At 62.1% G+C, this 26,748-nt stretch carries 27 protein-coding genes and 1 tRNA gene; 15 read left to right on the plus strand and 13 right to left on the minus strand.

Annotation, left to right across the window (positions count from 1 at the left end):
• From ACRCSW_RS13505 to ACRCSW_RS13515, 3 genes are all read right to left on the minus strand, one after another.
• The coding region (locus tag ACRCSW_RS13505; protein ID WP_438705899.1) for a glycosyltransferase at positions 1–150 on the minus strand (150 nt) is incomplete at its 3' end.
• Between the two features lie 100 nt (positions 151–250).
• Positions 251–1,414 (minus strand): peptidoglycan glycosyltransferase FtsW, encoded by a 1,164-nt coding sequence (locus ACRCSW_RS13510; RefSeq protein WP_438705854.1) that lies wholly within the window; start codon positions 1,412–1,414, stop codon positions 251–253.
• Positions 1,415–1,427: 13 nt separating this feature from the next.
• On the minus strand, positions 1,428–1,634 hold the full coding sequence (locus tag ACRCSW_RS13515) for a hypothetical protein (RefSeq protein ID WP_438705856.1): 207 nt from the start codon (positions 1,632–1,634) through the stop codon (positions 1,428–1,430).
• A 145-nt stretch (positions 1,635–1,779) separates the two neighbouring features.
• On the opposite strand from ACRCSW_RS13515, the gene ACRCSW_RS13520 reads away from it, so the two are divergent.
• Positions 1,780–2,352: a hypothetical protein gene (locus tag ACRCSW_RS13520; RefSeq protein WP_438705858.1), complete on the plus strand. Its 573-nt coding sequence runs from the start codon at positions 1,780–1,782 to the stop codon at positions 2,350–2,352.
• Positions 2,353–2,394: 42 nt separating this feature from the next.
• On the opposite strand, the gene ACRCSW_RS13525 is transcribed toward ACRCSW_RS13520, so the two are convergent.
• The 3 genes from ACRCSW_RS13525 to ACRCSW_RS13535 all read right to left on the minus strand — a co-directional run bounded on the left by ACRCSW_RS13525 (position 2,395) and on the right by ACRCSW_RS13535 (position 6,944).
• Positions 2,395–5,247, minus strand: coding sequence for a class I SAM-dependent DNA methyltransferase (locus ACRCSW_RS13525; RefSeq protein WP_438705860.1), 2,853 nt, complete (start codon positions 5,245–5,247; stop codon positions 2,395–2,397).
• Positions 5,248–5,476: 229 nt separating this feature from the next.
• Positions 5,477–6,313, minus strand: a complete 837-nt coding sequence (locus tag ACRCSW_RS13530) for an amidohydrolase family protein (RefSeq protein ID WP_438705861.1) — start codon at positions 6,311–6,313, stop codon at positions 5,477–5,479.
• Positions 6,306–6,944 carry a nucleoside/nucleotide kinase family protein gene (locus ACRCSW_RS13535; RefSeq protein WP_438705862.1) on the minus strand — a complete coding sequence of 213 codons (639 nt, stop codon included), beginning with the start codon at positions 6,942–6,944 and terminating at the stop codon, positions 6,306–6,308. The genes ACRCSW_RS13530 and ACRCSW_RS13535 overlap by 8 nt, the downstream gene beginning before the upstream one ends.
• 133 nt (positions 6,945–7,077) lie before the next feature.
• Here ACRCSW_RS13535 and ACRCSW_RS13540 point away from each other — a divergent pair, with 133 nt between their 5' ends.
• Positions 7,078–7,422, plus strand: coding sequence for a hypothetical protein (locus ACRCSW_RS13540; protein WP_438705864.1), 345 nt, complete (start codon positions 7,078–7,080; stop codon positions 7,420–7,422).
• Positions 7,423–7,510: 88 nt separating this feature from the next.
• Here the strand turns inward: ACRCSW_RS13540 and dctP are convergent, their stop codons facing one another.
• The 4 genes from dctP to ACRCSW_RS13560 all read right to left on the minus strand — a co-directional run bounded on the left by dctP (position 7,511) and on the right by ACRCSW_RS13560 (position 12,520).
• Complete coding sequence (gene dctP / locus ACRCSW_RS13545; protein ID WP_438705866.1) at positions 7,511–8,716, minus strand: TRAP transporter substrate-binding protein DctP; 1,206 nt, start codon at positions 8,714–8,716, stop codon at positions 7,511–7,513.
• A 289-nt stretch (positions 8,717–9,005) separates the two neighbouring features.
• Positions 9,006–9,629 (minus strand): sulfotransferase family protein, encoded by a 624-nt coding sequence (locus tag ACRCSW_RS13550; RefSeq protein WP_438705868.1) that lies wholly within the window; start codon positions 9,627–9,629, stop codon positions 9,006–9,008.
• Between the two features lie 26 nt (positions 9,630–9,655).
• A complete protein-coding gene (locus ACRCSW_RS13555) occupies positions 9,656–10,021 on the minus strand; it encodes a hypothetical protein (protein WP_438705870.1) in 366 nt (121 codons plus the stop codon).
• Positions 10,022–10,144: 123 nt separating this feature from the next.
• Positions 10,145–12,520: an ATP-dependent helicase gene (locus ACRCSW_RS13560; protein ID WP_438705872.1), complete on the minus strand. Its 2,376-nt coding sequence runs from the start codon at positions 12,518–12,520 to the stop codon at positions 10,145–10,147.
• Positions 12,521–12,727: 207 nt separating this feature from the next.
• On the opposite strand from ACRCSW_RS13560, the gene ACRCSW_RS13565 reads away from it, so the two are divergent.
• From ACRCSW_RS13565 to ACRCSW_RS13575, 3 genes are all read left to right on the plus strand, one after another.
• A complete protein-coding gene (locus ACRCSW_RS13565) occupies positions 12,728–14,245 on the plus strand; it encodes a calcium-binding protein (RefSeq protein ID WP_438705874.1) in 1,518 nt (505 codons plus the stop codon).
• A 155-nt stretch (positions 14,246–14,400) separates the two neighbouring features.
• On the plus strand, positions 14,401–17,841 hold the full coding sequence (locus ACRCSW_RS13570; RefSeq protein ID WP_438705876.1) for a pyruvate carboxylase: 3,441 nt from the start codon (positions 14,401–14,403) through the stop codon (positions 17,839–17,841).
• Positions 17,838–18,338: a DUF2314 domain-containing protein gene (locus ACRCSW_RS13575; RefSeq protein ID WP_438705878.1), complete on the plus strand. Its 501-nt coding sequence runs from the start codon at positions 17,838–17,840 to the stop codon at positions 18,336–18,338. The genes ACRCSW_RS13570 and ACRCSW_RS13575 overlap by 4 nt, the downstream gene beginning before the upstream one ends.
• 75 nt (positions 18,339–18,413) lie before the next feature.
• Here ACRCSW_RS13575 and ACRCSW_RS13580 read toward each other — a convergent pair whose 3' ends face one another.
• Complete coding sequence (locus ACRCSW_RS13580; protein ID WP_438705880.1) at positions 18,414–18,953, minus strand: hypothetical protein; 540 nt, start codon at positions 18,951–18,953, stop codon at positions 18,414–18,416.
• 109 nt (positions 18,954–19,062) lie between these two features.
• On the opposite strand from ACRCSW_RS13580, the gene ACRCSW_RS13585 reads away from it, so the two are divergent.
• From ACRCSW_RS13585 to ACRCSW_RS13595, 3 genes are all read left to right on the plus strand, one after another.
• On the plus strand, positions 19,063–19,986 hold the full coding sequence (locus tag ACRCSW_RS13585) for a LysR family transcriptional regulator (RefSeq protein ID WP_438705881.1): 924 nt from the start codon (positions 19,063–19,065) through the stop codon (positions 19,984–19,986).
• A gap of 75 nt (positions 19,987–20,061) precedes the next feature.
• Positions 20,062–20,136, plus strand: a tRNA-Gly gene (locus ACRCSW_RS13590).
• A 405-nt stretch (positions 20,137–20,541) separates the two neighbouring features.
• On the plus strand, positions 20,542–21,000 hold the full coding sequence (locus ACRCSW_RS13595) for a DUF2267 domain-containing protein (protein ID WP_438705883.1): 459 nt from the start codon (positions 20,542–20,544) through the stop codon (positions 20,998–21,000).
• 240 nt (positions 21,001–21,240) lie between these two features.
• On the opposite strand, the gene ACRCSW_RS13600 is transcribed toward ACRCSW_RS13595, so the two are convergent.
• Together ACRCSW_RS13600 and ACRCSW_RS13605 are read right to left on the minus strand one after the other, a co-directional pair.
• Complete coding sequence (locus tag ACRCSW_RS13600) at positions 21,241–21,735, minus strand: DUF1905 domain-containing protein (protein WP_438705885.1); 495 nt, start codon at positions 21,733–21,735, stop codon at positions 21,241–21,243.
• Positions 21,732–22,607, minus strand: a complete 876-nt coding sequence (locus ACRCSW_RS13605; protein ID WP_438705887.1) for a LysR substrate-binding domain-containing protein — start codon at positions 22,605–22,607, stop codon at positions 21,732–21,734. Before ACRCSW_RS13605 ends, ACRCSW_RS13600 begins: the two co-directional genes overlap by 4 nt.
• A gap of 83 nt (positions 22,608–22,690) precedes the next feature.
• On the opposite strand from ACRCSW_RS13605, the gene ACRCSW_RS13610 reads away from it, so the two are divergent.
• From ACRCSW_RS13610 to ACRCSW_RS13640, 7 genes are all read left to right on the plus strand, one after another.
• Entirely contained in the window at positions 22,691–22,882 is a 192-nt protein-coding gene (locus ACRCSW_RS13610) for a hypothetical protein (RefSeq protein WP_438705889.1), read from the plus strand.
• Position 22,883: 1 nt separating this feature from the next.
• On the plus strand, positions 22,884–24,119 hold the full coding sequence (locus ACRCSW_RS13615) for an epoxide hydrolase family protein (protein ID WP_438705891.1): 1,236 nt from the start codon (positions 22,884–22,886) through the stop codon (positions 24,117–24,119).
• Positions 24,120–24,238: 119 nt separating this feature from the next.
• Entirely contained in the window at positions 24,239–25,177 is a 939-nt protein-coding gene (locus ACRCSW_RS13620; protein ID WP_438705893.1) for a hypothetical protein, read from the plus strand.
• A gap of 72 nt (positions 25,178–25,249) precedes the next feature.
• Positions 25,250–25,630 carry a tautomerase family protein gene (locus ACRCSW_RS13625; RefSeq protein ID WP_438705894.1) on the plus strand — a complete coding sequence of 127 codons (381 nt, stop codon included), beginning with the start codon at positions 25,250–25,252 and terminating at the stop codon, positions 25,628–25,630.
• A 20-nt stretch (positions 25,631–25,650) separates the two neighbouring features.
• The gene (locus ACRCSW_RS13630) at positions 25,651–26,013 is read left to right on the plus strand and encodes a cupin domain-containing protein (RefSeq protein WP_438705895.1); all 363 of its coding nucleotides are present in this window, start codon (positions 25,651–25,653) and stop codon (positions 26,011–26,013) included.
• A gap of 120 nt (positions 26,014–26,133) precedes the next feature.
• Positions 26,134–26,472 carry an antibiotic biosynthesis monooxygenase family protein gene (locus ACRCSW_RS13635; RefSeq protein ID WP_438705901.1) on the plus strand — a complete coding sequence of 113 codons (339 nt, stop codon included), beginning with the start codon at positions 26,134–26,136 and terminating at the stop codon, positions 26,470–26,472.
• Between the two features lie 11 nt (positions 26,473–26,483).
• Positions 26,484–26,748, plus strand: a 265-nt coding sequence (locus ACRCSW_RS13640) for a RidA family protein (RefSeq protein ID WP_438705897.1), incomplete at its 3' end; no start/stop codon positions are given.

A 26,748-nucleotide genomic window follows, 5' to 3' on the forward strand; every position in this document is an offset into this window, starting at 1 on the left:
CGGAAACCCGCCCGCATAGCGCGCGCCCCGGTCGTCGGTGGACAGCTTCACCCGCCAGCCCCGCGCCAGCATCGCCTCGGCCAGGGCCTGGGCCGGGAACATATGGCCCCCCGTCCCCCCCGCTGCGATCAGAAGAAGTTTCGCCGTCATCGCCGTCCTCTCACGACGCCGGCCAAGGGCGCCTCCCTCCCCCCTCCGTGGGGGAGGGCCGGGGTGGGGGGGCACCCGGTCAGGGCCTTGATAAAACCCATCAACGCCCCCGCCTGAAGACGTCGCTCATCTGGCCCCGCGGACGTTCCCGCGTCAGCGCCAGCAGCATCCCCATCGTGATCCCCGCCGCAATCACCGACGACCCGCCATAGGACACAAACGGCAGCGTCATCCCCTTCGCGGGCAGAAGCCGCACTGCGACCCCCATGTTGATCATCGCCTGCACCCCGAAGATGCAGGCCATCCCTGCCCCCGCCAGCCGCGCAAACGGGTCACGCTCGGGCAGAAGCCGCCAGAGCGACCGGACCACGATCACCCCGTAAAGCGCCAGGATGAACAGCACCAGCAGAAGCCCGTATTCCTCGGCCGCGACCGCAATGATGAAGTCGGTATGCGCATCGGGCAGCGACCATTTCACCTGACCCTCGCCCACGCCCACGCCGAAGAACCCGCCCTCCTGGATCGCGTTCGCCGCATAACCAAGCTGCGTGCGCGGGTCGACATCCGGTGACAGGAACCCGTCGATCCGGCGCGCGAAGTGCTCGGAGCTTTCGTAGAAGACCAGCCCCCCCGCAGCCACCAGCCCGCCCACGACCCCGATCAGCAGCATCGGTGCCCCGCCGATGAAATAGATGACACCCCAGGCAAACAGCACCAGCGCCGCCTGGCCAAAGTCCGGCTGCATCGCCAGGAACCCGACCACGACCAGCGTCAGCGCAAAGGAAATCGTCTTGCCCGGCGGCCCGGCCAGCTCCTGGCTTGCGGCAATCAGCCAGGCCACCACGATCACGAAACCGGGCTTCAGGAACTCCGACGGCTGCACGCTCGCAAAGCCGAAGGAAAACCACCGCACCGCCCCCTTGCCGAAATCCGTCCCGAAAAGCGGCAACAGCATCAGCGCCACCATCGAGACCGCAAACCCCATCACCCCCAGCCGCCGCACCAGGCTCGGCGGCATCATCGAGATGCCGATCATCGCCACCAGTGCTATCCCGCCAAAGACGGCCTGCCGCTGGACATAGTAGAAGGGCTCCAGCCCGTTCCGCGTGGCAAGCGGCACCGAGGCTGCAAGCCCCAGAAGAAGCCCGACGCCAAAGAGGACAAAGACCGAAGTCAGCGTCCACTTGTCGATCGTGCGCCACCACTTCGGGATGACCGGCTCGCTCACCCGCACGGGATTGGAGCCATAGACCATTTCAGTCATGGGAAACCGCCTGTTACGCCTGCTCTGCCTCAAAGCCCGGGTGTGTCCCCCGGGTCTTGCGGCGAAGAGTAGCGGCAAATCCGGTCTCTGGCCAGTGGGAATAGGGGCCCGCGTTCCCCGCCGACCGCCCCCAGTTCGACCGGAACATCGGCATCGGTATCTCGCCGTCCACATGGTGTGTTTCAGCCAGCGGATCACCCCCACACGTGGCCTCGGCCATCACCGCTCCAAGCGCCCGACCGATGGCCCGTCACTCAGGCTTTGACATGCAATCCTTGCAATATATAAACTGCCTGTTTATAAGGCAGTTCGCTCTTGGGGAAGCGATGAAGACGCTCGGCAAAAAACTTTTGTGGCACCTTAAAGTGAGGCTGGAAGCGCGCGGGCGATCGGCGATCGAGGCGCGCCTGCCCGAGCTTCAGAAGCTGGACTGCTTTCACTCCCTCTATTTCGGCGAGTTCGGCCATTGCCCGGACTGGCGCTCTCCCGGCAACGTCTTCCACAGCGATGCACCTGCCGCAATTGTCGTGAACCGGAAAGGCAAGGTTTCTGGCGTGTTGGGTATCGAGGTGCTCGGCAGCACGCTCCTCGTACGCCAGTTGCAAGGCGCCCCAAAGGCAAACTTCCACGACGGAACCCGGGCCGAAGCGTACCTCCTTGACTGCGCCGAACAGATCGCGGACGCGATGAAGATGCGAACCCTCCGCATCGTCGACGCCGAAACCGCCATCGCCTTTCGCGAGGCCGCCCCTCCGGCCGACCGCCCGTCGGAAGAGGCCAAGGCGCATATGCGGCGGAACTACTCCTACCCCGAAAAGGCCGGATACGGCAAAAGCTACTTCTGGCGCCTCCGCCGCGCGACCTATGTCCGACCCGTGGCCAAGCGCGGCGCAAGCCAGGTCGAAGCAGCCCCCGCGAGGGTAGAGAGCTCGGCGTGACGGGACGGTCCGGCCTCCGGTAACCAAAGCCGTACCCCCGCCCTATCCCTGCCCCGCCGCCCGCTCCTGGTTCAGCCGGAAGAGCCGCGCGAGGATTTCGTCGTCGGTCATCCTGCCCGCCCGCCAATCCTCGCCCCACCCGTAGGCCTCCGCCACCGCCTGGTCGAGCGCCTTATGCGCATGGTCAAGCCAGGCGGGCCGCTGGTTGTAAAGATTGGTCAGGGTGCGAGTCTTCAACACCGCCGCCGCCTTGTCGTCCTTCGGCAGAATGCGGTCGGGATAGCCCGGCACGACCTCGGGGACGCGGGTGATGAGGTCAGGCGGGTTCAGCCAGTTCTCGCGGAGTTCGTTGAGCCGGGCCGCCGCAACGGCGATGGCCTTGGCCCTCGGGTCATCAGCGTAGTCGGCGGCGGGGATGTTCGGGGTGAGGCCTTCGGGGAACGGGAAGGTCTCGAAGGTGGTGGAGGGGGTGTAGCGGGGCCGGTCCTCCAACGAGGTACCCATCCGCAGCGCCCAAAGCTCATGAAAGCGTGAGTGCAGGATGCCGAAGGTGGTGTCGTCGTCGCGAGTTACAACAACTAGGTTCTTGTCAGGCACAATTCTTGGGTCAAGCCATACGAATACGCGGTGTCGAGCTACTTCCGGCGTGACCATCAGCCTTGAAAGCCCAACAATTCTACTTCGCATAGTGTGGGCATTCCGTGCCAAGCGCCACCAGTGCTTTCGCTCACCGTCGGCGCGCGATCTTGCGCGAAACGGCGCCACAAACATTGCCAAATGCCGAAACGGAGCTTCATAGAGCATAGAGTCTGGTTCAGTTCGATTGCCAACGTCAACAATCCACATATCCAGATTCTGCCGAGTGATGTGATGACCATTCCTCCAGGGAAACAGCACATCAGAGTTGGGACGGGCGTTCGGATTCCCGGCTGCAAGTAGCCAAGTCCGCGCGGTTTCACCTGAAACGTCAAACGCGCCCTTTTTGGTGATGCCGTTAGATGCGATGTCCCCATTCTGTTCTAGTGAAAGCGCATGTGTCGTATCTTCAGTGCCTGACGTAAGGTCAGGCCTAATCGAGCTAACGTTTACGCCGTCCAGCCGAACGTCCCCTCCCTTTCTATCATCGAAGCACACCATCGAAACGCGCACCGCCGCGCCGTCGACGGTCCAGCCCTCATCTGACCAGCCCGCGAATATCCGCCCGCCCTCAACGATCGGTCTCAATACCTCCCGGTTCGCCCCGCCCCTGATAGAGTTCGTCGCAACAAGTCCTGCCCGCGCCAGATCGCCCGCCCGAACTTGCTCCCAGGCTTTCGCGAACCAGTAGCAGACCAGATCGGCCCCGCCCGGCACGTTGTCCCATGCCTTGCGCAGCGCGACCGTGTAGTCCTCCCCCAACTCTCGGATCATCTTCTTGTTGCCCAAAAACGGCGGGTTCCCCACGACCACATCCGCCTTCGGCCACTCTGCCCGGCCCCCATCCGGCCCCAGCACCGCATCCCGGCACTGGATCGTGTCCAGCGTCTTCAGGATCGGATCCCTTGCCGCCTGAAACCCGTTCCGCCGCATCCACTGGATCTCGCCGATCCAGACCGATACCCGGGCGAGTTCGGCGGCATAGGGGTTCAGCTCGATCCCGAGCACCGCCTCGGGCCCGATCCGGGGGAATTCCTTCTGCAGGCCCAGCGCCTCGGCCTCCAGGTTCACCCGGTGCTCGATGTTCTTCAGTTCAAGCAGCGCCAGATACAGGAAGTTCCCCGATCCGCAGGCCGGGTCCAGCACGCGGAAATTCAGCAGCTTCTCACCAAACTCCGTGCGCAACCGCTGCGCCTCGGCCCGCGCCTTGGTCTCGACCGCCTTGGCCCCGGCGGCCTCGGCACGCGCGAGTTCGGCCACGATCCCAGCCTTCACCGCTTCCCACTCGGCCAGCAGCGGCTCTACGATCACCGGCCGCACGATCTGCATGATCTTGTCGCGGTCGGTGTAATGCGCGCCAAGCTGGCTTCGCTTGTCAGGATCAAGGCCCCGCTCAAAGAGGGTTCCAAGGATCGACGGGTCGATGTCCGACCAGTCCATCTGCGTCGCCCGGATCAGGTCGTCCATGTCCTCCCACGTCAGGGGCAGCGTGTCGTCGCTGTCGAAAAGCCCGCCGTTGAACCATTCCACCGCCTCAAACCCGACGAGCCCGCCGGTGCGCATGGCGCCGAACAGGGTGGCGGCGTGGGTGGCAAATGTCTCGGGCTGTACCCGCGCAGCCTTGATCATCCGCTCGAACATCTTCGGCGGCAGCAGGTCCACGTCCTCGGCGAACATGCAGAACACCAGCCGGTTCACGAAATGCGCCACGGCTTGCGGTTCGTGCCCCCGGCCCCGCAGCCGCTGGGCGATCTGGGCAAAGCGCTCTGCCGCCTCTTCGGTCAGGATTTGCCGGGTCTTCGCGGGTTTCAGCTTTTCGGGATCGGTGAAGCAGGCCTTCAGCGTCTCGCGCTTGGACGCATCCAGCAGGTCTTCCAGCGTCAGGTCGTAGACCTTCTGGACCGTGTTGGTCCAGTTGGTATGGATGCGGATGCGGTCCATGTCGGACACGATCAGCAGCGGCGGGTTCTCCAGCGCGATGGCGTATTGCTGCAGCTGCGCGAAGGCCGCTGTCAGGTCCTTCCGCTTGCCCGTGTACTCCCAGGCAAAGCAGTCCTTGCGCCAGACATCCGCCCAGCCTTCCCCTCCGCTGGTCTTGCTGGCCCCCTTCTCGAAGGTGAACCACGCGCCCTTGGGGTCGGCGGTGATCGGGTCATCCAGGCCCAGAAGGCGGCAGAGGTCGTTGAAATGCGACTGGCTGGCCGAGCGTTCCTTCAGTTCGGTCGCGCGCCACTTGGCGATGAAGTCCTGGGGCGTCATGCAATCCGTCCTGATCGGGTCCATCCACTAAGCCCACGCGACCGTGCCCGGTCAATGGGCCTTTAGGCCCGACCGGATGATCTGTTCGCCCGGTCCGCCCATGGCATCAGGATAGCCACCCAAACCTTAACAGACCCCTAAGGCAAGCCCCCAAAAGTCCTGCAACTTCTTGAAATTATGGACACCGTCAAGTGTAACTCAGAGTTACGCCCCAAGGGCCGGCTGCCTCTCACACCCCATAGACCCGCTTCGCCGTCCCGACCCCGACAGCATACCGCTCACTCTCCGACAGCCCGGCCAGCAGCTCCCCCGTCATGTCGATCCACCCCGGTAGCCCGGCGCCAAGGTCGACCACCGGCCAGTCGCTCCCCCAGAGCATCCTTTCCGGTCCGAACAGCTCCAGCAACCGGTCCACATAGGGCCGGATCACCCCGACCCCCGCCCCCGGCGCGGCATAGGCCGTGATCCCGGAAAGCTTCACCACCACGTTCCGAAACCCCGCGAAGGCCGCCACCCCCCGGTCCCACTCCTCCCACTCCCCCGCCGCCACATCCGGCACCCCGCAGTGGTCCAGCACGAACGCCTGATCCGGACAGGCCCGCAGCAGCGGAACCCCCACCGGCACCAGCTGCCGCGCGAGGAAGTTGAGGTCGAACGGCACCCCCGCCCGCCCGATCTTCCGCAGGTTCCGCCGGAAGACCTCGGTCTCCGACACCCCATCCGGCACCACATGCAGGATGCGCCGGAAACCCACCACGCCCAACTCCAGCGCCTCCTCCAGCCAGGCCTCGAAACCTTCATCCTCCGGCCTGATCGAGGCGATCTGCCCCAGAAACCCGCTCATCCCCGCCACCAGCCGCGCCTCGGCCCGGTAGTCCGCGTCATCCACACCCGTCTCCATGAAGACCGAGCCAACGACCCCCTTCCCGGCCGTCAGCCTCGCATAGTCCCCTTCAGTAAAATCCCCCGCCGCCAGCGCCGGTATCCCCGCGGTCCAAGCGTAGCCCAGCCGATCCCGCAGGATCAGATGCTGGTGCGTGTCGATCAGCTCCAACCCCTCAGCCATTCGCCAGCCTCCATTCCACCGGCCCCGAGCCTTCGCGCACCAGCCGCCCGTTGGGGAGGTCGTTCTCCTCCAGCTTCGCCACGATCTCCGGTTCGGAAAGCCCATACCGCTCCCACCGCCCCCGGAGCCTAGCCCGCAGCGCATACTCGGGCACATCCACCATCGCGGTGACATCGAACATCGGCCGCAGCCGGTCCCACGGCGCCTGGTCCAGCAAAAGCCAGTTCCCCTCGACCACGATCACCCCGACCTCCGCCGGGATCAGCCGCGCACCCGCCCTCGCGATCTCGATCTTGCGGTCAAAGACCGGCACCGCCACCTCCGCTTCGTCCCGCGCGCGCAGACGCTTCAGCGTGTGGTAAAGCCCCCCCACATCAAACGTATGCGGAGCCCCCTTCCGGGGCCTGAGCCCCGCCGGGATGAGGTAGAGGTCGTCATAATGATACCCGTCCATCGGCAGCACCGCCGCCAGCCCCGGCTTCCGTCCGTTAAGCTTGCCGACCAGCTTCTCCGCCAGCGTCGACTTCCCCGACCCCGGCGCCCCGACGAGGGCGACGATCACCCGGCCCCCCACCGCCCTTGCCTCAAGAATATCCGCCAGCCCCGAAAGCTCGATCGCTTTCCCCGCCATGCCGTCCCCCCAGATTTCTGGTCAGCATGCGCAGGCCGGCCAAAAGGAGCAAGCCCCCAAGTCCGCCACCCGCTTGCAAAAACCGTTCTGCCCAACACCCGGCACTGGCAGAACCGTAAACGGGAGACCCAAAATGAAACGTATCCTAGCTCTTTGCCTGCTGCAGCAATGCGTCACGATACCCGTCACTGCGCAGGTGGCCGGAGTCGTCGTCGAACTGGACAATGGTGTCGTCATGTTTGGCGAAGCCTACGCCGACCCCTATGGCGAAGGGGTCTTTGCCTTCGTGGGCGGGCGGCTGGAATGCTACGGCTACTACGACTCGTACAGCCAGTCGCGCACGCTCACCGTCAGCTTCAGCTGCAACCGCGGCGTCGAGGGCCTTGCCAGTGTGGTCCGATCCCGCGACCTGCAGCGCGGCAGCGGCAACATCGCCTTCTCCAACGGCTGGTCTGGCACGGTCAGCTTCGGCTACTGACACTTTGCCAGAAGCGGCGGCGCGGTCGGCCGCACGGTCCTGCCATTCGGGCCATCAACAGCGCGGCCCGAACCGCCAAGCTTCTCGATCAATTCCCGAGCGTCGTCATGACCAGGCCGTAAAGCTCTTCCGCTGGAAGACCCTGACGGCTGGTCTCGTCGATCCAGGCGGCTGCGGCGGGTTCGGCGACAGCTTCGTCGATCGCCGAGATGATCTTGTCATCAAAGGTCAGCTCGATGATCCCCCGCTCGCGCAAAGCAGGATACCAGGCTGCCATGGTCTTTTCGTTGTAGTTCTCGACGTAGTGGTCAAGAGCCGCATCCACGGACGACAAAAGCGCTTCGCGATATGACTCTGGAAGGTCTTCCAGCGCGCTTGTGTTCACCACGATCGGGCAGTTGGCCGCGCCCGGGTTAAGGTTCGTGGTCCACCATGTAGCGTCCTCGATCGTGCCAAAGGACATATGGGCATGTGGCGCAAAGCTGACGGCACGTACCTCGCCTGACTTCATTGCCTCGGCAGTGTCCGGTGCAGGAAGACTGACCGGAACGGCACCCAGGGCGGCAACGGCGTCACCGATCCCTCCCGTCGCCCGGATCGTCATTCCCTTGAAATCGACGAGCGAGGTTGGAGGCTGGCCCACGCCCATGATGTTCTGCTGCGGCTGGGGGGATGGCATCAGCAAGGTGGCATTCCACCGCGCCATATCGGCTTTGGTCGCGGGATGCTGATACACGGCAAAGGATATGGCAATTTCTTCTTCCAGCGACGACACGCCCAGAAAGGGCAGTTCCAGGACGTTCAGCGTGGGGTTCTTTTCGGGATCGTAGCCGGCGCAGAACTGCGCCATTTCAAAGCTGCCGGCGAGGATCCCGTCCAGGTTTTCTTCAGCGGGCGCAAGGCTGGCACCATACGCCAGGTTCAGCTTGAAATCCCCATCCGTCTTCTGGTCCACCAGTTCGGCGAGCTTCTCGACATGCTCGGTGATGGCCCGGCGCTCGCCCCAAAGCGATACGTTCCAGACAACCGGTTCGGTGACGACGCTACTGCAGGCGGCACCAAGACAGTCCACCATATCAGCGGCCACATTAAGAAGCCCAAGAGCTGACTCGATCACATAGAAGTTGTCTTTGAACTCGACCAGACTTCCCGTGATCTTGGTTCTGCCGTTGTCAGCTTTCAGCACCAGCGTCACTTGCTGCGCACCGACCGACGTAGTCATGGTCAGCACGGCGGCCGATACCAAGAGGGCCAATTTGATAGAGCAATCGAGGTTTTTGAACAGACTTGTCATAACATGAGACCTTTCATTCTCGTGGGAACTGCCATTTTTCCTTCGGGCTGCGGGATGGTCGATTTCGCGCGCTTCTTGCTCCTGCCACTCAATCCATCACTACGTTAAACACTTTTTCGGACAACTCTATGGCAGATACGGCGGGAAGCTCTGGCCGAAGCGTCGGAAAAGCGACCTGTTGGGCGGGTTCCAACCCACTGCTCCCATCGAAACCAATTGAATATCGACAACGATCTGCCGTTGACCCGACCGACACGGACGGCTTGGTACCCACCTTTGCCCCAAAACCTCAACCCCGCCGTCTAAGCCGGTCCACCACCCGCCGCAGACCCTGGCGCTGGTCGGTGCGGTAGGTGGCGGCCGACATCTCGGCGGTGTTGGAGCGGGGGAAGGGGAGGTCGGGCACGGGCTTGCCAAGGAAGGCGCAAAGCTTGTCCCACCCGTCGCCCCTGGTGATGTCCATCCGCAGCAGGTCTTTCGCGCGCTCGCCGGCGAAATAGCTCTCGACCACCATCAGATGGCGGGCATGGACAAAGCGGAACTGCTCTTCATTGAAATCCGTCACGCCATAAAGCACAGCGCGGTAGAAGTCGCGCGGGCTGCCGGGGGTGGGGCGGTCATTGTTGAAGGGTGCCTTGCGTTCCGACTCGATCCAGGCGTCGACATCGCGATCGGTCTGGATGAACTTGGATCCTGGAAAGGCGGTGTCCAGCCGCGGGAAGATCGCGGGTATCGGCACATCCGACACTGCATCGGCCGTCTTCAGGACATCAAGCGCGTAGTCGCCCCCCCGTATCTGCGCGACGGTGCGGGGATCATGCGGGAAATGCACGCTTTTGTAACCGAGAATCTTGAGAGCATCGTGCAGGGAGCTGGTCCCCGTCTTGGGCAGGCCAATACCGATTATCTTCACGTCTGCACCTCTCGCATGGCCTGAAGCTAGCGCAACCCGAACGCGGGACGCGTTCCAGAGGCTCGGCAAGGGACAGTCTGCGGTAAAACGGCACCGAAGTCCAAGGGGCCGGTCGGCAGTGTCGGCAAACCGCCGCCGCCCTGCTGCATATCAGGGCGCAATGCCTGGCGATGCAGCACAACGATGCCGCAAGCCGGCGTCCAGACCGCGTGAACATGGTCGGGCAACACCATCCAGGCGTCGATCCGGAATGGATGATCGGCCCTCGTCATCCGCCCCGCGTCGCGCAACCCGTCCATCTGATCCGGCTGCGTCTGCACGCGACGGTCGGCCAAAGTTGCCGTGACGAACATTGATGCGCCGGAAATGCAGGGGCAGAGGTAGCCCGGCATTGCCCAAGCTTGGGACGGAAAGCACTAACAGATCCTGAACGACCTATCAAAGCATTGATCTAATTGACAATATAAATTTGTCCCACCGTGGGACAGCCCCGCCACCGCCGCTGCTGCCTCCCCTCAGAACGGGACGTCATCCGCCTGATCCGCTGGGATCACCCACCGGGCGACGACCTTCTTCGACCCGGCATGGTCGAACTCCACGTCCAGTTTGTCCCCCTCGATCCCCATGATCTCGCCATAACCGAACTTCTGGTGGAAGACCCGGTCCCCAAGGATATAGGGTGAGAAGGCCTCGGCATCGATCACCATATGCCGCGCCTCGGAAGGCTGCCGCATCGGGCGGGTGGACTGGTTCTCCTGCAGCCGCCGCCAGCCGGGTGAGTTGTAGACATCGGCCTTGGTCGCCCGCTCCTCGATCGACGATCCGAACCCCACCCCCGCCGCCGCCCCGTACCCGCCGCCATAAAGCCCGGGGGCGGTCAGGACCTCGACGTGATCAACCGGAAGCTCATCGATGAACCGCGAGGGAAGCTGCGACTGCCACTGCCCATAGACCCGCCGGTTCGAGGCGAAGCTGATCGTGCAGTACTCCTCGGCCCTCGTGATCCCCACATAGGCGAGCCGCCGCTCCTCCTCCAGACCCTTCACCCCCTGCTCATCCATGCTGCGCTGGCTGGGGAAAAGCCCGTCCTCCCACCCCGGAAGGAAGATCACCGGAAACTCCAGCCCCTTCGCGGCGTGGAGGGTCATGATGGTGACCTTCTCCTCCGCCCCTTCGGTATCGTTGTCCATGATGAGGCTGACGTGTTCGAGGAACCCCTGCAGGTTGTCGAACTGCTCCAACGCCTTGATCAGTTCCTTGAGGTTGTCGAGCCGCCCCGGCGCCTCGGGCGTCTTGTCGTTCTGCCACATCTCGGTATAGCCGCTTTCGTCCAGGATCGTCTCGGCCAGACGGATGTGATCGTACTCCGGGTGGTGGGTGACGATGTGCCAGCGGTCGACCCCGTCGACGAAAGCGCGGAGCTGCGAGGCCCCCTTGCCAGGGATGATGCCCTTGGCCAGCGCCTCTCGGGCACCGTCGAGGAGTGAAACCCCCGAGGCCCGCGCAACCCGGTTGATGTCGCCCTGCGCCTTGTCGCCAAGGCCGCGTTTCGGCAGGTTCACGACCCGCTCGAAGGCGAGGTCGTCATCCGGTGAGACCGCCAGCCGGAAATAGGCCATCGCGTCGCGGATTTCCTGGCGTTCGTAGAACCTGGGCCCACCGATCACCCGGTACGGCAGACCGATGGTCAGGAACCGGTCCTCGAACGCCCGCATCTGGTGGGAGGCCCGGACCAGGATCGCCTGGTGGTTCAGGTCAACGGGGTCGTGGCCACGGGTGCCGTGCTGGATCGCCTCGATCTCTTCCCCGATCCAGCGCGCCTCTTCCTCGCCGTCCCAATGGCCGATCAGGCGGACCTTTTCGCCAAGCTCTCCAGCGGTCCAGAGCGTCTTGCCGAGGCGGCCCTTGTTGGCCGAAATGATGCCGCTCGCCGCCGCAAGGATATGGCCGGTCGAGCGATAGTTCTGCTCCAGCCGGACGACCTGGGCGCCGGGAAAGTCCTTCTCGAACCGCAGGATGTTACCCACCTCGGCCCCGCGCCAGCCGTAGATCGACTGGTCGTCATCGCCCACGCAGCAGATGTTCTTGTGCTGCTGCGCGAGGAGCCGCAGCCACAGGTACTGGGCGACGTTCGTGTCCTGGTATTCGTCGACAAGGATATAACGGAACCAGCGCTGATATTGCTGGAGTACATCCTCGTGCTGCTGAAAGATCGTCACGCAGTGCAGCAGAAGGTCACCGAAATCGACAGCGTTGAGCGTCTTCAGGCGGTCCTGATAGGCCTCGTAAAGCTCGGTCCCCCGGTTGTTGTAGGCCGAGGCATCGGCGGAGGGCACCCGGTCCGGGGTCAACGCCCGGTTCTTCCAGCCGTCGATCAGGCTGGCCAGAAGCCGCGCGGGCCAGCGCTTTTCATCGATATTCGCTGCGAGGATCAGCTGCTTCAGGAGCCTTAGCTGGTCGTCAGTGTCGAGGATGGTGAAGTTCGGCTTCAGGCCCACAAGCTCGGCATGGCGGCGGAGGATCTTGGCCGAGAGCGAGTGGAACGTGCCCATCCAGGGCATCCCCTCGGCCACTTCACCCAGCATGCGCCCGACGCGCAGCTTCATCTCGCGCGCGGCCTTGTTGGTGAAGGTCACGGCGAGGATCTCGTTTGGCCGGGCCTTGTGCAGGTTCAGAAGATGCACGATGCGCGCGGTCAACGCCTTGGTCTTGCCAGTGCCCGCGCCCGCGAGCATCAGGACCGGTCCATCCAGCGCCTCGACCGCGGCGCGTTGGGCAGGATTAAGGTCGTCGAGATAAGGCGCGGCCCGCCCAGCAAGCGCCCGCTGCGAGAGCGGGATGGGCGGAGGCGCCGCAGCCGCAAAGGCCTCATCTTCGTCCCAGTCGTTCATGGGCTGCGAGTATATAGGCACGGCGCCCCAGGGGAAGGGTTATGTTCTCTTCTTGTTCCAATCCGCTCAACCTTTTTGAACATAAGGCCCGACAACGTCACCCAAGTGTTACGTTGCGGAAAAACCCCTTGCCGTAAACCTTTGATACCGGGCAGATTTCAATCTGCGCGGGCATGATTCCAGCTCGGCTTTCAATGGAGGATTATCGTGGTCAAACCTTTCGATGCACTGACCTTGGGTACATCACGCAGTTCGGTCCTAAGTGACATGACCCTCGCCATAAGTCAGCTGTCAGCAGCGGCGACAGAGGCCAACGTCAATGCAATTGTCGGAGGTACTGGAAACGACAGCCTGGTCGGCACAGCAGGCAACGATCTTCTGACGGGCCGCGCTGGCGACGACACACTCCTTGGGGCGGAGGGCCGCGACACTCTGTTCGGCGAAGCGGGGAACGACATACTTTATGGCGGCCTCGGTGAAAACATGGTGTTCGGCGGGTCAGGAGACGACACTCTTTTGGGCATCGAAGGGAGTGGAACGCTTTACGGCGGCGATGGCAATGATGGTGTCGTCGGTGGAAGAGACGATGATCGGCTATTTGGAGGGGCGGGGGACGATGGTCTTGTCGGTTTTGGAGGCAACGACACGCTTTTCGGTGGCGCAGGAGATGACAGTCTTCGCGGCGACGAGGGAGACGACAGTCTGATCGGAGGAGACGGCGGCGACGTACTAAACGGTGGCTCCGGCAATGACACACTTGTGGGCGGGGCTGGCCAGTCGCTTCAATTCGGTGAAGACGGGGATGACCGGATGTCTGGGGGCGATGTAGTCGACACCTTCTTTGGCGGCTCTGGGAATGACTGGATGAGCGCGGGCGGCGGCGATGACGAGCTGCTTGGCGAAAGCGGAGACGATACCATGCTTGGCGGCGCCGGGAACGACCGGCTCTTCGGCGGTTCGGGCAACGACAGCTTGAATGGCGGAGCGGGCGACGACCGGCTCGTGGCGGACGGTGAATTCACAAATGAAACACTTGTCGGGGGGGACGGGAACGATTTTCTTGACGGTGGCATTGGCAGCAGCAGCCTTGACGGCGGCAGGGGCGACGACACCCTCTTTGCCGAAGGACTTTTCGCGACACTGGCGGGCGGGGAAGGCAATGACGACCTGTTTGGTAATTTTGAGGAGAGCTTGCTGACGGGCGGGGTCGGCAACGACACGATCGGGGGCTTCATTAGCAACTCGACGCTTCTGGGAGGTCAGGGCGATGACGTCCTTTCTGCGCGCGACGGAAGTCTCCTGAACGGCGGCGCAGGGAACGACACGTTGTCTGGAGGTAACAACACCACACTCCTCGGTGGGGCCGGAAACGACATTCTTGAAGCCTTTGGCGGCAACGACAGCCTTAACGGTGGGGCCGGCGATGACACGATTTCGGGCGGTGCCGGCAACGACATACTGGCGGGCGGGGGTGGCGTAGATCACTTTGTCTTCATAGCCGCGACGGGGTCGGACACGGTGACGGGCTTTGCAAACGACGTCGACACGCTGGCCTTCGGAAGCGGCATCTGGGACGGCCAGATGTCGGCGACCGATTTCGTGAACACCTATGGCACGGTTTCAGGCAACTCGGTCATTTTTGACTTCGGAGACGGCAACGTGGTGGTCGTGAACGGCGTCAACTCGCTGGCGCAGCTTTATGACGATGTCTCATTGTCCCTCTGAGAGCTGATCGCGGCGGCCGCTTTCAGGTAAGCGCTTGATAACGGCCCCGCGGACTTGCCGTAGCTTTTCTGTCATCAAAGGCCGTCATTTCCCTTGCGCCGCACTGCGGCGTGCCTAATGTGCGGGCGTCCTGCTGCCCCGGGGGAGAGCTGCTGATGCCCGAATTCAAGAAGATCCTTATCGCCAACCGGGGCGAGATTGCGATCCGCGTGATGCGGGCGGCGAACGAGATGGGCAAGAAGACCGTCGCGGTCTATGCGGAAGAGGACAAGCTCTCGCTCCACCGCTTCAAGGCAGATGAGGCCTACAGGATCGGCGAAGGGCTTTCGCCGGTCGGCGCCTATCTCTCGATCCCCGAAATCATCCGCGTGGCGCGCATGGCCGGGGCGGATGCGATCCATCCAGGTTACGGGCTTTTGTCGGAAAACCCCGATTTCGTGGATGCCTGCGACAAGGCCGGGATCACCTTTATCGGGCCTCAGGCCGATACCATGCGGGCGCTTGGCGACAAGGCCTCGGCCCGGCGGGTGGCGATGGCGGCGGGTGTGCCCGTCATTCCGGCGACCGAAGTGCTGGGCGAGGATATGGCGCTGGTCAAGCGCCAGGCCGCGGAAGTGGGCTATCCGCTGATGCTGAAGGCAAGCTGGGGTGGTGGTGGCCGGGGGATGCGACCGATCCTCAACGAGGAGGAGCTGGAAGCCAAGGTCCGCGAGGGCCGGCGCGAGGCGGAAGCGGCTTTCGGCAATGGCGAAGGCTATCTTGAAAAGATGATCATCCGCGCCCGCCATGTCGAGGTGCAGATCCTGGGCGACAAGGCGGGCAACGTCTGGCACCTCTGGGAGCGGGATTGCACCGTGCAGCGGCGGAACCAGAAGGTCGTCGAACGCGCCCCTGCCCCGTATCTGACGCAAGCGCAGCGCGAAGATGTCTGCGAGATGGCCAAGCGCATCTGTTCCCATGTGAATTATGAGTGCGCAGGCACCGTCGAATTCCTGATGGATATGGAGACGGAGAAGTTCTACTTCATCGAAGTGAACCCCCGCGTGCAGGTCGAGCATACCGTCACCGAAGAGGTGACAGGGATCGACATCGTCCAGGCGCAAATCCTGATCGAGGAAGGCAAGTCGCTGCCCGAGGCGACCGGGGTACCCAGCCAGGCGGACGTCAAGCTTAACGGCCATGCCGTGCAATGCCGGGTCACGACTGAAGATCCGTTGAACAACTTCATTCCGGACTACGGTCGCCTGACCGCCTATCGCTCGGCCACGGGCAACGGGATCCGGCTTGATGGCGGGACCGCCTACGCGGGCTCGGTTATCACGCGGTACTATGACTCGCTGCTGGTCAAGGTCACGGCACATGCCCAGACGCCGGAAAAGGCGATTGCGCGGATGGACCGGGCGCTGCGCGAGTTCCGCATCAGGGGGGTGGCGACGAATATCGAATTCGTCATCAACCTGTTGAAGCACCCAACCTTTCTGAACAACACCTACACGACCAAGTTCATCGACACGACGCCAGCACTGTTCGCGTTCAAGAAGCGGCGCGACCGGGCGACCAAGATCCTGCTCTACATCGCGGACATCACGGTGAACGGCCATCCTGAAACCGCCGGCCGCCCGAAGCCCCCGGCCGAGGCAAAGCCACCGAAGCCGCCCGGGCCCAAGGCCGAGCCGGCCATGGGCACGCGGAACCTGCTGGAGCAGCAGGGGCCGCAGGCCGTTGCCGACTGGATGAAGGCGCAGACCAAGGTCCTTTTGACCGACACCACGATGCGCGACGGGCACCAAAGCCTGCTGGCGACCCGTATGCGGTCGATCGACATGATCAAGGTGGCACCAGCCTATGCGGCGAACCTGCCGCAGCTCTTCAGCGTCGAGTGCTGGGGTGGAGCCACTTTCGACGTTGCCTACCGCTTCCTGCAGGAATGCCCCTGGCAGCGCCTGCGCGACCTTCGGGCAGCGATGCCGAACGTGATGACCCAGATGCTGCTCCGCGCCTCGAATGGGGTGGGCTACACCAACTACCCTGACAACGTGGTGCGGTCGTTCGTCCTGCAGGCCGCGAAGACCGGGGTCGATGTGTTCCGCGTGTTTGACAGCCTCAACTGGGTCGAGAACATGCGCGTTGCGATGGACGCGGTGCTCGAGGCGAACAAGGTCTGCGAGGGCACGATCTGCTATACCGGCGATCTGCTCGACCCTGCGCGGTCGAAGTACGATCTGAAGTACTACCTCGACCGCGCGAAGGAACTGAAGGCAGCCGGGTCGCATGTGCTGGGGCTGAAGGACATGGCGGGGCTTCTGAAGCCCGCCGCGGCCCGGATCCTGATCAAGGCGCTGAAGCAGGAGATCGGTCTGCCGATCCACTTCCACACCCATGACACCTCGGGCGCGGCGGCAGCCACGGTGCTCGCCGCCTGCGATGCGGGCGTCGATGCGGTGGATGCAGCGATGGACGCCTTTTCCGGCGGCACGTCGCAGCCCTGCCTTGGCTCGATCGTCGAAGCCCTGCGCAACACCGACCGGGACACCGGGCTCGACATCAGCGCGATCCGGCAGATTTCCGACTACTGGGAAGGCGTTCGCAAGCAGTACGCCGCATTCGAGAGCGGCTTGCCCGCCCCGGCATCCGAGGTCTATCTGCACGAGATGCCGGGGGGCCAGTTCACCAACCTCAAGGCGCAAGCCCGCAGCCTGGGGTTGGAGGAACGCTGGCATGAGGTGGCCCAGGCCTACGCCGACGCGAACCAGATGTTCGGTGACATCGTCAAGGTCACGCCGTCGTCGAAGGTCGTGGGAGACATGGCGCTGATGATGGTGGCGCAAGGCCTTACCCGAGCCGAGGTCGAGGACACCAACGTCGATGTGGCTTTCCCTGAAAGCGTGGTCGACATGCTGAAGGGCAACCTGGGGCAACCCCACGGCGGCTGGCCTCAGGGCATTCTGAAAAAGGTGCTGAAGGGCGAAACACCCCTGACGGAACGCCCCGGCAAGACACTACCGCCGGTCGACCTAGAAGCTATGCGCAAGAAAGCCTCGGCCGAGATGAACGGCATCACGGTCGATGACGAGGACCTGAATGGCTATCTGATGTATCCCAAGGTGTTCCTGGACTACATGGGCCGCCATCGGCTGTACGGCCCGGTACGCACCCTGCCGACGCCAACCTTCTTCTACGGCATGCAGCCCGGCGACGAGATCGCAGTTGAAATCGACCCCGGCAAGACACTGGAAATCCGTCTGCAGGCAGTGGGCGAGACGACCGACGAGGGCGAGGTCAAGGTCTTCTTCGAGCTGAACGGCCAGCCGCGGGTGGTCCGGGTACCGAACCGGGCGATCAAGGCGAAGACGGCGGCCAAGCCCAAGGCCCAGGACGGCAACCCCGGCCATATCGGCGCGCCGATGCCGGGGGCGGTCGCCTCGGTTGCGGTGACTGTCGGCCAGAAAGTGCGGGCGGGGGATCTTCTTCTCAACATCGAGGCGATGAAAATGGAGACGGGGCTGCACGCTGACCGCGAGGCCGTGGTGAAGGTCATCCACGTCCATCCGGGCAGTCAGATCGAAGCCAAGGACCTGCTGGTGGAGTTGGAATGATGCTGCGTGTTCTTGCCCTTGCTGTTGGCCTTTCGGGACCTGCCGTCGCCCAAAATGAAATCATTCCGTATGCCGAAGACGACCCAGCCATGGAATCCGCCATTTCGGAAGCGCGTGACACGCTGCCGCTTTTCCTTGAGCATGCCTTTGATAGCGAAGGACAATCCGTCGAGGCGGCTGCGATCAAGGTCGAGATTCCGACCGTGGCCGGAAGCCCGATGGATACCGAGCATATCTGGGTTACACCCTTCGCCCGGTTTCCGGACGGCAGCTTTGTCGGCCTCCTTGCCAATGCGCCGGTTCATCTTGGCGAGCTTCAGCAATGGGACCAGGTGGATTTCAGCATCGACATGATCTCGGACTGGCACTTCACCGCGCCTTCTGGTCGCTATTGGGGCAACTATACCTCGCGGGTGATGTATGAAGCGGGCGCATTCGGCGACACGCCCTTCGACCAGATTTTCGAGCCCGAACCAGTTCCAGCTGACTGGCGCTGAGCTTGGCATTGAGAAGGCCGCCCCGAAGGACGGCCGTCTCGCGGAGCGGCATCACGCACTGCTTGCGGACAAGCCTCATTCCTTAACCAGCGGATACGGGATCAATGCTGTCGGCCGAGCCTTGGTCAGATCGCCGGAACGTTCACCTAGGAACAGCTGGCCGTCCCTCATTGCGATCAGGTCATATTCCCCCATGTTGTCCATTGTGGCATGGAAGAAGCCGCAGGCGCTGTCGGTCAGATCGAAGGGCTGGTCGACGACCAGCGTGCAGCCCACCGAGCCGAACATTTCCACGGTCTCGGCCGAATGGGCCGTGAGCGTCTTGTCGAAGGCCGCGAAGACACCGTTCCAGGCCCCTGGCACCGCCATCGATTCCGCACCAAGGCGATAATAGCCCGCGACGTCCAGCGTGAACTGCGGCTCGGTCATCGCTTCGTCGGCGAACGTCTTGAGGACGATCCTCCAGGCATCGCCCTCGAAGGTGAACTCTCGCAAGGCAAACGGGCCGCCGAAGTTCTCCGGTGCGACGCTGACCCAGCGTCCGTCGATGTCCGGGGCTTCCGCGAAGGCCGGTGAGGCGAGGGATAGAAGGGCTGCGGTTATCAGGTTCTTCATGGGAGGTCTCCTTCAGTTGACCGGCTGCGGCGCCGGGATGCACCAAAGATGCGCGCCACGCTTTCATAATTCCAATTGAACCTATCTAATCACATTATATCTTCAACTAATGAACCTTCGCTCGCTCGACCTGAACTTGCTGGTCATCCTCGACGTACTCTTGCGCGAAGGCGGGGTGACGGGCGCAGCAGCTCGGCTAAACCTGACCCAGCCGGCAGTATCGATTGCCCTTCGGCGCGCGCGCGAAGTGTTCGGCGACCCACTCCTCGTGCGCAGTGGCGCGGGAATGCGCCCAACCCCGGTTGCCGAGGCGCTGGCCCCACGTCTTGCCCTGGCGTTGGCGGAGGTGTCGGCCCTGTTCGCAGAACGGGTATTCGATCCAGCGACCGCATCGCGCGATTTTGTCCTTGCGACCAGCGACCTTGCCGAGCTTCTGGTCCTTCCCGGTCTCGTGCCGCAGATTGCAGCGACGGCACCGGGGGTGAACCTGATGTTCCGGTCGGTTGACAGCGTGCCGCTGTCTTCCTCAGACGCGCGCGAGGGGCGGATCCACCTCACCATCGGCGGGATGCCGGCCCCTGGTGCGCCATTTTCGGACACGACGCTGTTTGAGGACGATTTCGTTGTTCTGGCACGACCCGGTCACCCGGCGTTTGCCCGCCCGCCAAGCGTCGAGACCTTTGCCGCCCTGCCGCAGGCGCTTGTCAGCCCGCAAGGCCGAAGGCCAGGCGGCCCAATCGATACGGCCCTCGCGGGGTACGGCCTGAGCCGGCGGATTGCGCTGTCATTGACGCGATTTGCGGCCTTGCCGGCCGTTCTGGCACAAAGCGACCTGGTCGCCTGCGTCCCGCGGGCGCTTATCGCGCTTCCTGCATTCGCCGGGCCAGCGCAAGCACATCCGCTGCCGTTCGCGAGCCCACGCTATGCCTTGCGCATGATCTGGCACCGGCGATACGAAACGGATCCCGCCCACGTTTGGCTGCTAGGAGAGGTGCAGGCATCGCTGGGCCCAACCAGTCGAACGACGGCATGAAAATCCACCAAGGGAGTCATTTTCCTCTTGCAGGTCTCAGGTCCGTCCCATAAATCACCCCTCACCGAACGGAGTGCGGGCGTAGCTCAGGGGTAGAGCATAACCTTGCCAAGGTTAGGGTCGTGAGTTCGAATCTCATCGCCCGCTCCAGTTTGGATCAATAAGATCAAAGGCTTAACAGACGCCCTTCGGGGCGTCTTTTGCTTACATTGGCTCCTGGAGAGACTAGTGTAAGCGCTTTGTAAGCAGTTGAACCCAAAACAGGGTACGCCACCGGGATACTAACAACAGGGTTCCTGTTGGTCGGACTTCGGCGAACCTGTGTGATTCTGGACTTTGTCCACCACAAGCTGGTGGAGCCGGGGGCTCTGTTCCTGCCTGGAGATAGCCGCTTGCGACAGCGACCTTGACCAGGCACACAACGTAGCTCGGCGCCATGCGAACGAACTGGGTCCGACAGCATCTGTAGACCTCATGGCCTGCTCTGCGGACAAGGCTGGCCTTTTGATCTAGGTTTGGTAATCGGGCCTCTAGACGAAAAACGGGGAAGTTCCGATGCCGATGCCGTGGACCTACCGTCATTCATCAAAGGAATGGAGGGCAATCCTGGACGATCTGAAAGATCGCATGGATATCATTTCCGACAACATGGCCTATACCGCGATGGATGGCGTCTTGCAGGTGTTTCGGCGACGTCTTACTGCCCAGCAGGGGCTTGATTTCGCATCCGTACTGCCGGCAATCCCCAGGGCGGTCTTCGTTGCGGGATGGCTGGTTGAAGATCCTCCCGCGGCGTTTGCCACGCGCGAGGAGCTGACACGGGAGGTCAAGAAAGTCCGGCAAAACCATAACCTGACGCCGGACAACGCTATCGAGGCGACCGCATGGACCCTGCGCCGTTACATCAACCATGCGGATCTGGAACGTGTTCTGAGCCTTTTGCCAGAGGGTGCGATGCAGTTTTGGCATGTCGATGTAGCCGACCCGCAGGAAATCGCGCAAAGGATCTTCTAGTTTCACCAAGAACCGCATGACCGCTTCGGGCTCCAACCGGCCCATGACGGCAAACCACCTGTTCCTGCGCAGTTAGGTTGATGTCTAACGGTTTTGGTCCTCATCAAACATTCCAGTCGATCCTTCTGCTCTGCAGCGTGGCCGAAGTGGCCGCCGCTCGGACACGACGCGGCGAAGCTCCTGCTTGGAGGAGTCAGCGACGCTGCTACTCACTGCACCAAGTAGCTGCCTAACTTTGCTTCAGTTCCAATCCCTGGCCATAAATCGTTCCTTCGCCCCACCCAGCACGCGAATGGCACGCTCTATGTTCCGGTGCCTCGCTTCGTCGGTCTTCAGATTTGCAAGGTAGCGCAGCAGTTCCTTCTGAAGGCTGGGAGCAAGCTCCCCCCACCGCATCTGGGCGGCAGAATCGTCCGCTAAACGCGCCTCAAACTCGGGAAGCATGTCGTGCTGCGGTCCGCTCCTATAGTCGCCGTCAAAGGCAACCGACACCTCAACTCTGTCGCCAACTTGCGTACCCGAGGCCCCACGGACATTGCCGTCCAGATAGAGATAGAAGCTCCCATCTCCCACGGGCATCATATTGATGCGCCAGGCGGGCTCAGGTTTGCCATTCACTTGGACGAGAACCGGCATCGGCTTCTTCCAACCCTCCTTAATCCGGCGCGCGCGCGCCGAGCTTACCAGAACATAGGGATTGATACCCCTGATCTCGATGTCGGCTATGAACTTCATTTTGCCAGCTGCTGTCTCATCCATTTCCTGAACGCCGCTGTTTTGGGATCATTACCGCGGTTCTTGGCTGTGACGAACCAGAGGCTATAGTCAGCCATGAGCTCTTCTTTGAACGGCCGGGCGAGCCGACCATCGCGCAGCGCGTCGTCCGTGGCAAAGTCCCAGCTGAGCGCCAAGCCAAGCCCCGCGATCGCGGCGTCGACGCACAGCGCGGCCTCAGAAAACGACAAACCGTCGGGAAGTGGTCTAGTCAGCCCCGCGACCTTAGCCCAATCCTCCCAACGATCCCTGGCACCCTCATAGCTGATGATAGTTACAGCGTAGAGGTCTTGGGGTGTCTTCAGTTTGCGGGCAACAGCCGGTGAACAGACCGGGAAAACAAGAAACTCGGTCAGTTGCTCCGCCTTGGTCCCGGCCCATTTCCCATGGCCAAAGCGCAGGGCGACGTCTACTTCCGACTGGTTCAGATCCTTCAGTGAAAGGCCGGAGTCGATCTGCACGCGTATCCTAGGATTTGACGCCTGAAAGTCGGGTAGCCTGCGCAGGAGCCACTTCTCAGCAAACGAAAGCGTCGTCGCGACGCGCAGGACCTGCGACTGGTTTTCAACCGCACCGGTGACGCCCGTTGCGAGCGCGGAGAAACCCGCCTCCAGATGCTTGACCAGTTCATTGCCGAATGGCGTGAGCCTGAGACCCGATGGCATGCGTGTGAAAACCGGGCGGCCGAGTTGCTTTTCAGCCTTGATGACCAGCTGGCTAACTGCGCCCGGCGACGTACCGAGTTCCTCGGCAGCCCGTGCCAAGGTTCCCTGACGGGCCACGACCTCGACGGCACGCAAGCCATTGAGATGAAATCTGTTTAGGTCGACCATCCAGAAAAACTATACCCGCCTCCAGACAAACTCCATATCTTTCTACATGGGGCAGGCGATGATCCAAACAAAGGAGTATCGCCATGCATCACATTACCAACATTCTGACTTCTCTGTTCCATCCGTCGAACACGACTGGTCTCATCTCAAGAATGGCGGAGCCGTTGGATCACCCTTGCCTGGCTGAAGCCAGTCACGCGTTCATCGATGACCTTCCGCTGCCCGCCTTCGCTGTCGACCGTGACGGTTCGATCAAACTTGTCGAAGGGGAATGAAATGCCCGTAACCCGTCGCACCTTCAGTCGTGGCGCACTGTCGCTCTTCGCGCTCGGCGCTGCCAAATCCGCACTTGCTCAAACCCAGGAGGAGAGCCCTATGCTCGACGTGAAGCCTTTCAAGATCGAAATCAGCGACGCGGCGATCGCCGACCTGAAGACTCGGCTGGGGCAGGCGCGCTGGCCGCACGCCATTACCACCGATTGGTCGCGCGGACAGCCGCTCAATCTGGTCATGGAACTCGCAGATCAGTGGCGGAATAAGTACGACTGGCGCAAGCATGAGTCTGAGCTCAACCGCTATCCGCATTTCATGACTGAGATCGACGGCCAGCCGATCCATTTCATGCATATCAAGTCGACAGTGCCGAATGCATTTCCGCTCATCCTGACGCATGGGTGGCCTGGCAGCTTTGTCGAGTTCATCGACCTGATCGGGCCGCTGACCGACCCGAAGGCGCATGGGCTTGACGACTCGATTGCCTTCGATCTGGTCATCCCCTCGCTTCCCGGCTTCGGTTTCTCAAGCCCCATGACGGCACCCGGCTGGGACAGCGCCAGAACAGCCAAAGCCTGGGACACCCTGATGACCGGACTTGGCTACACACAGTACGGGTCACATGGCGGCGATGCCGGTGCCCTGGTCGGCCGCGAACTTGGCATTCTGGCACCGAAGGGCCTCGTCGGTACGCATCTTCTCCAGATATTCGCCTTCCCGACCGGCGCCGAAGGCGAGATGGAGAAACTCTCGCCCTTCGAAATGGAAGGGATGGCCAACCTCGCCTCGTTCGAGAAATACGGCGGCTACCAAGCGATCCAGTCCAAGCGGCCAGGTACCCTTGCCTTCGCCCTGGTTGATTCACCGGTGGGGCAACTGGCCTGGAACGCGGAACTGTGGTTCGGCTTTGAGGGAACGGGTGTCGACCATGTGAACCGCGACCTCTACCTGACCATCAATTCGATCTACTGGTTCACCGCGACCAGCGGATCGGCGGCGAATGTCTACTTCGAAGACACCCAGACTGGCGCGGGCTACCGTGAGATCCCGAACCCGACGCCAACCGGTGTCGCGGTCTTCCCCTATGATTTCCGCTCGGTCCGCAGCTTTGCGGAACGGTCGAACAACATCGTGCACTGGACAGAAATGCCCCGCGGCGGCCATTTCGCCGCATCCGAAGCCCCCGATCTTCTGGTCGAGGACATCCGCAAGTTCTTCGCCGGGCTCTTGGTGAAGTAGACCTGCGACGAACCTGTGCGCTCGCCGGATTGCTCTGACCGGGCGAGCGCGCGCAATGCCCTTCATCGGCGACCGCCAACCAAGGTGAGGCGCGCGGCCTTCCAACCAGGAACACTATCATGTCGGCCAATTCCTCATCGTCCGTCCGTCCCGAAGGCGGTCTCGCCACGTCTCCCCTAGCTCTATTGCTTGTCGTCGGTTCATTGCTCGCAGTCTCCGTTCTGCTGTCGAAAGTCGCGGCGGGCCTCCACGCACCGATGCTGACCTATCTCGCCGTGGCCATGGGAGGTTCGGGTCTGGTCCTGACGCTCCTGACGCGCGGAATACGGACCGGGGAGGCTGGAACTGCGGCCTTCTTACTCTACAGCTTAGGGGCTGGCGGCCTGATGGCGCTGGGAAGCGCATTGGGCTATCTCACCGTCCACAAGGTCGGTGCCGCGTTTATCGCGTTTGCGCTCGCCTTTCCCCCAATGATGACGTGGCTTCTGTCTCTTATGCTGCGTATCGAGCGGTTCGACGCATTCCGGTTGTGCGGGCTATTGATCGGACTGTCGGGCGGCGTTCTGCTGGCCGTCAGCAAAGGTATCGGTGCCCCGACAGACAAGGGCGCGATCCTTATCGCTTGCGCTATGCCCGTCGTCCTGGCGGTCGGCAACGTGTTCCGCACACGTCTTTGGCCAAAAGGCACAAGCCCCCGCGAGCTGGCGGCCGCCATGCTGATCTGTGGCGCTCTGCTGACGCTGCCCTTTGCGATCCATCTTGAAGGAGCGCCCGCAATCCTGGCGCTGCTTCAATCGCCCACGGTGATCATACTTCTGATCGCAACAGTCACTTTCGTCGCGCAATATGTGGCGCAGTTCCGGCTGCAGCACATCGCGGGTCCCGTCTACATGAGCCAGATCGGCTCGGTGGCCGCCGTCGTAAGCAGCCCCGTGGCCGTGCTGGCCCTGGGTGAGCGATTGCCGGATGGATTTTTGTTCACGGCTCCGCTGATCATCCTCGGCCTTGCGGTCTTTCAATACCGCGCCTGGAAGTCGCGCCCGGCATCACATGAATGATGTCCGATCACCTGCCCGGCAGGCCTGTCGTGCATAGCCCGCAACCCTCACTCGCACCCTCGGAGACACACCATGCCCATGACCCGTATCTCCCTCAAAAGAGGCAAAACACCCGACTACAAGCGTTCCTTGATGGAGCAGATCTACCTCGCGATGCGGGACACGTTCAACGTGCCCGAGGAGGACAGGTTCATGACGATCACCGAACATGACGACGCGCAGTTTGATTTTGGTGCCGACTATCTGGGCATCCACAGGTCCGAAGACCTGATCATGATCCAGATCACCGCCAACAACACGAGGACCACCGAACAGAAGAAGGCACTCTATGCGAAAATCGCGGAACGGCTTGCTGCCGATCCCGGCGTTCGGTCCGAGGATGTCTTGATCAGTCTGGTCGAAGTCCAGAAGGAAAACTGGTCGTTCGGAAACGGCGAAGCCCAATACGCCTAAGCCGATGACAAGGTGAAGATATGACGCGAACACCCACCGTCCTCAAACGGTCTGACTGGGCCAAGAACGACAGGCTCTGGCACGGGCACTTTGAGGGCAAGGACATCGGAACGAACGTCACCGTCCTGTTCTATTCTACCGAAGAGATCGGCAAAGGCCCGCGGTTGCACGTGCATCCCTATGATGAGGTTTTCATCATCCGCGCCGGTCGAGCGCTGTTTACCATCGGCGACGAAGAAATCGAAGCAGAAGCCGGACAAATATTGCTCGGCCCTGCCGGGTTGCCCCACAAGTTCGTAAATCTCGGTCCGGGCCTGCTGGACACGACAGATATCCACCTGAACGATACATGGATCCAGACGAATCTGGATGAGCCATCATGACTACTGTTTTGTCGTTCAAGATGCTCCGCGCCTCGGGCGCTTCTACTGGCATGATGGCGGCAATCGTCTCGCCGCGGTCGAGAAACCTTGGCAATAGCACTCTTTGGCGGACGTATTCCGATGATTCTCAGAACATGGCACGGGGCGGTCCCCGCATCATCAGGCGACGCGTTCGAGCGTCATTTCCGCAATGAGGTTCTTACCGAACTTCGGGATCGCCCTGGCAACCTCGGAACTTTCTTTCGTCGGCAAGCGCAGGATGAGCATGAGCATTTCTTCCTGTTGTCATACTGGGATAGTTGGGAATCGATCCACGCTTTCGCCGGTGAGAGGCCGCATGTCGCAGTGACATATCCAGAAGATCGGCAGTTCGGGCTGATCTCTGATCCAATCGTTCTTCACCATCAATGTTCAGATGCGCATCCGTGGTTTGGAGAAGCATCGAGCAAAGCAATCTAAAGGACTAAAACATGTCACTCGAGTGCATCAATCCAGAGGGACTTCCGGTTTCTGAGCATTTCTCGCATGTCGTTGTCGCCAAGGGCAGCCGCATGGTTTTTATCGCCGGTCAGGTCTCGGAGGACTCAGACGGCAACACGGTCGCTGTCGGCGACATGGCGGCGCAGTCGAAGCAGGTATTTGCCAACATAGGCCGAGCCCTTGCCGCAGCTGGTGCGCGGCCTGAACAGGTCGCCAAGCTTACGATCTTCGTCTCGAACTATCGACGTGAACACC

It is taken from the genome of Tabrizicola sp., assembly GCF_051645465.1.
Classification (GTDB): domain Bacteria; phylum Pseudomonadota; class Alphaproteobacteria; order Rhodobacterales; family Rhodobacteraceae; genus Tabrizicola.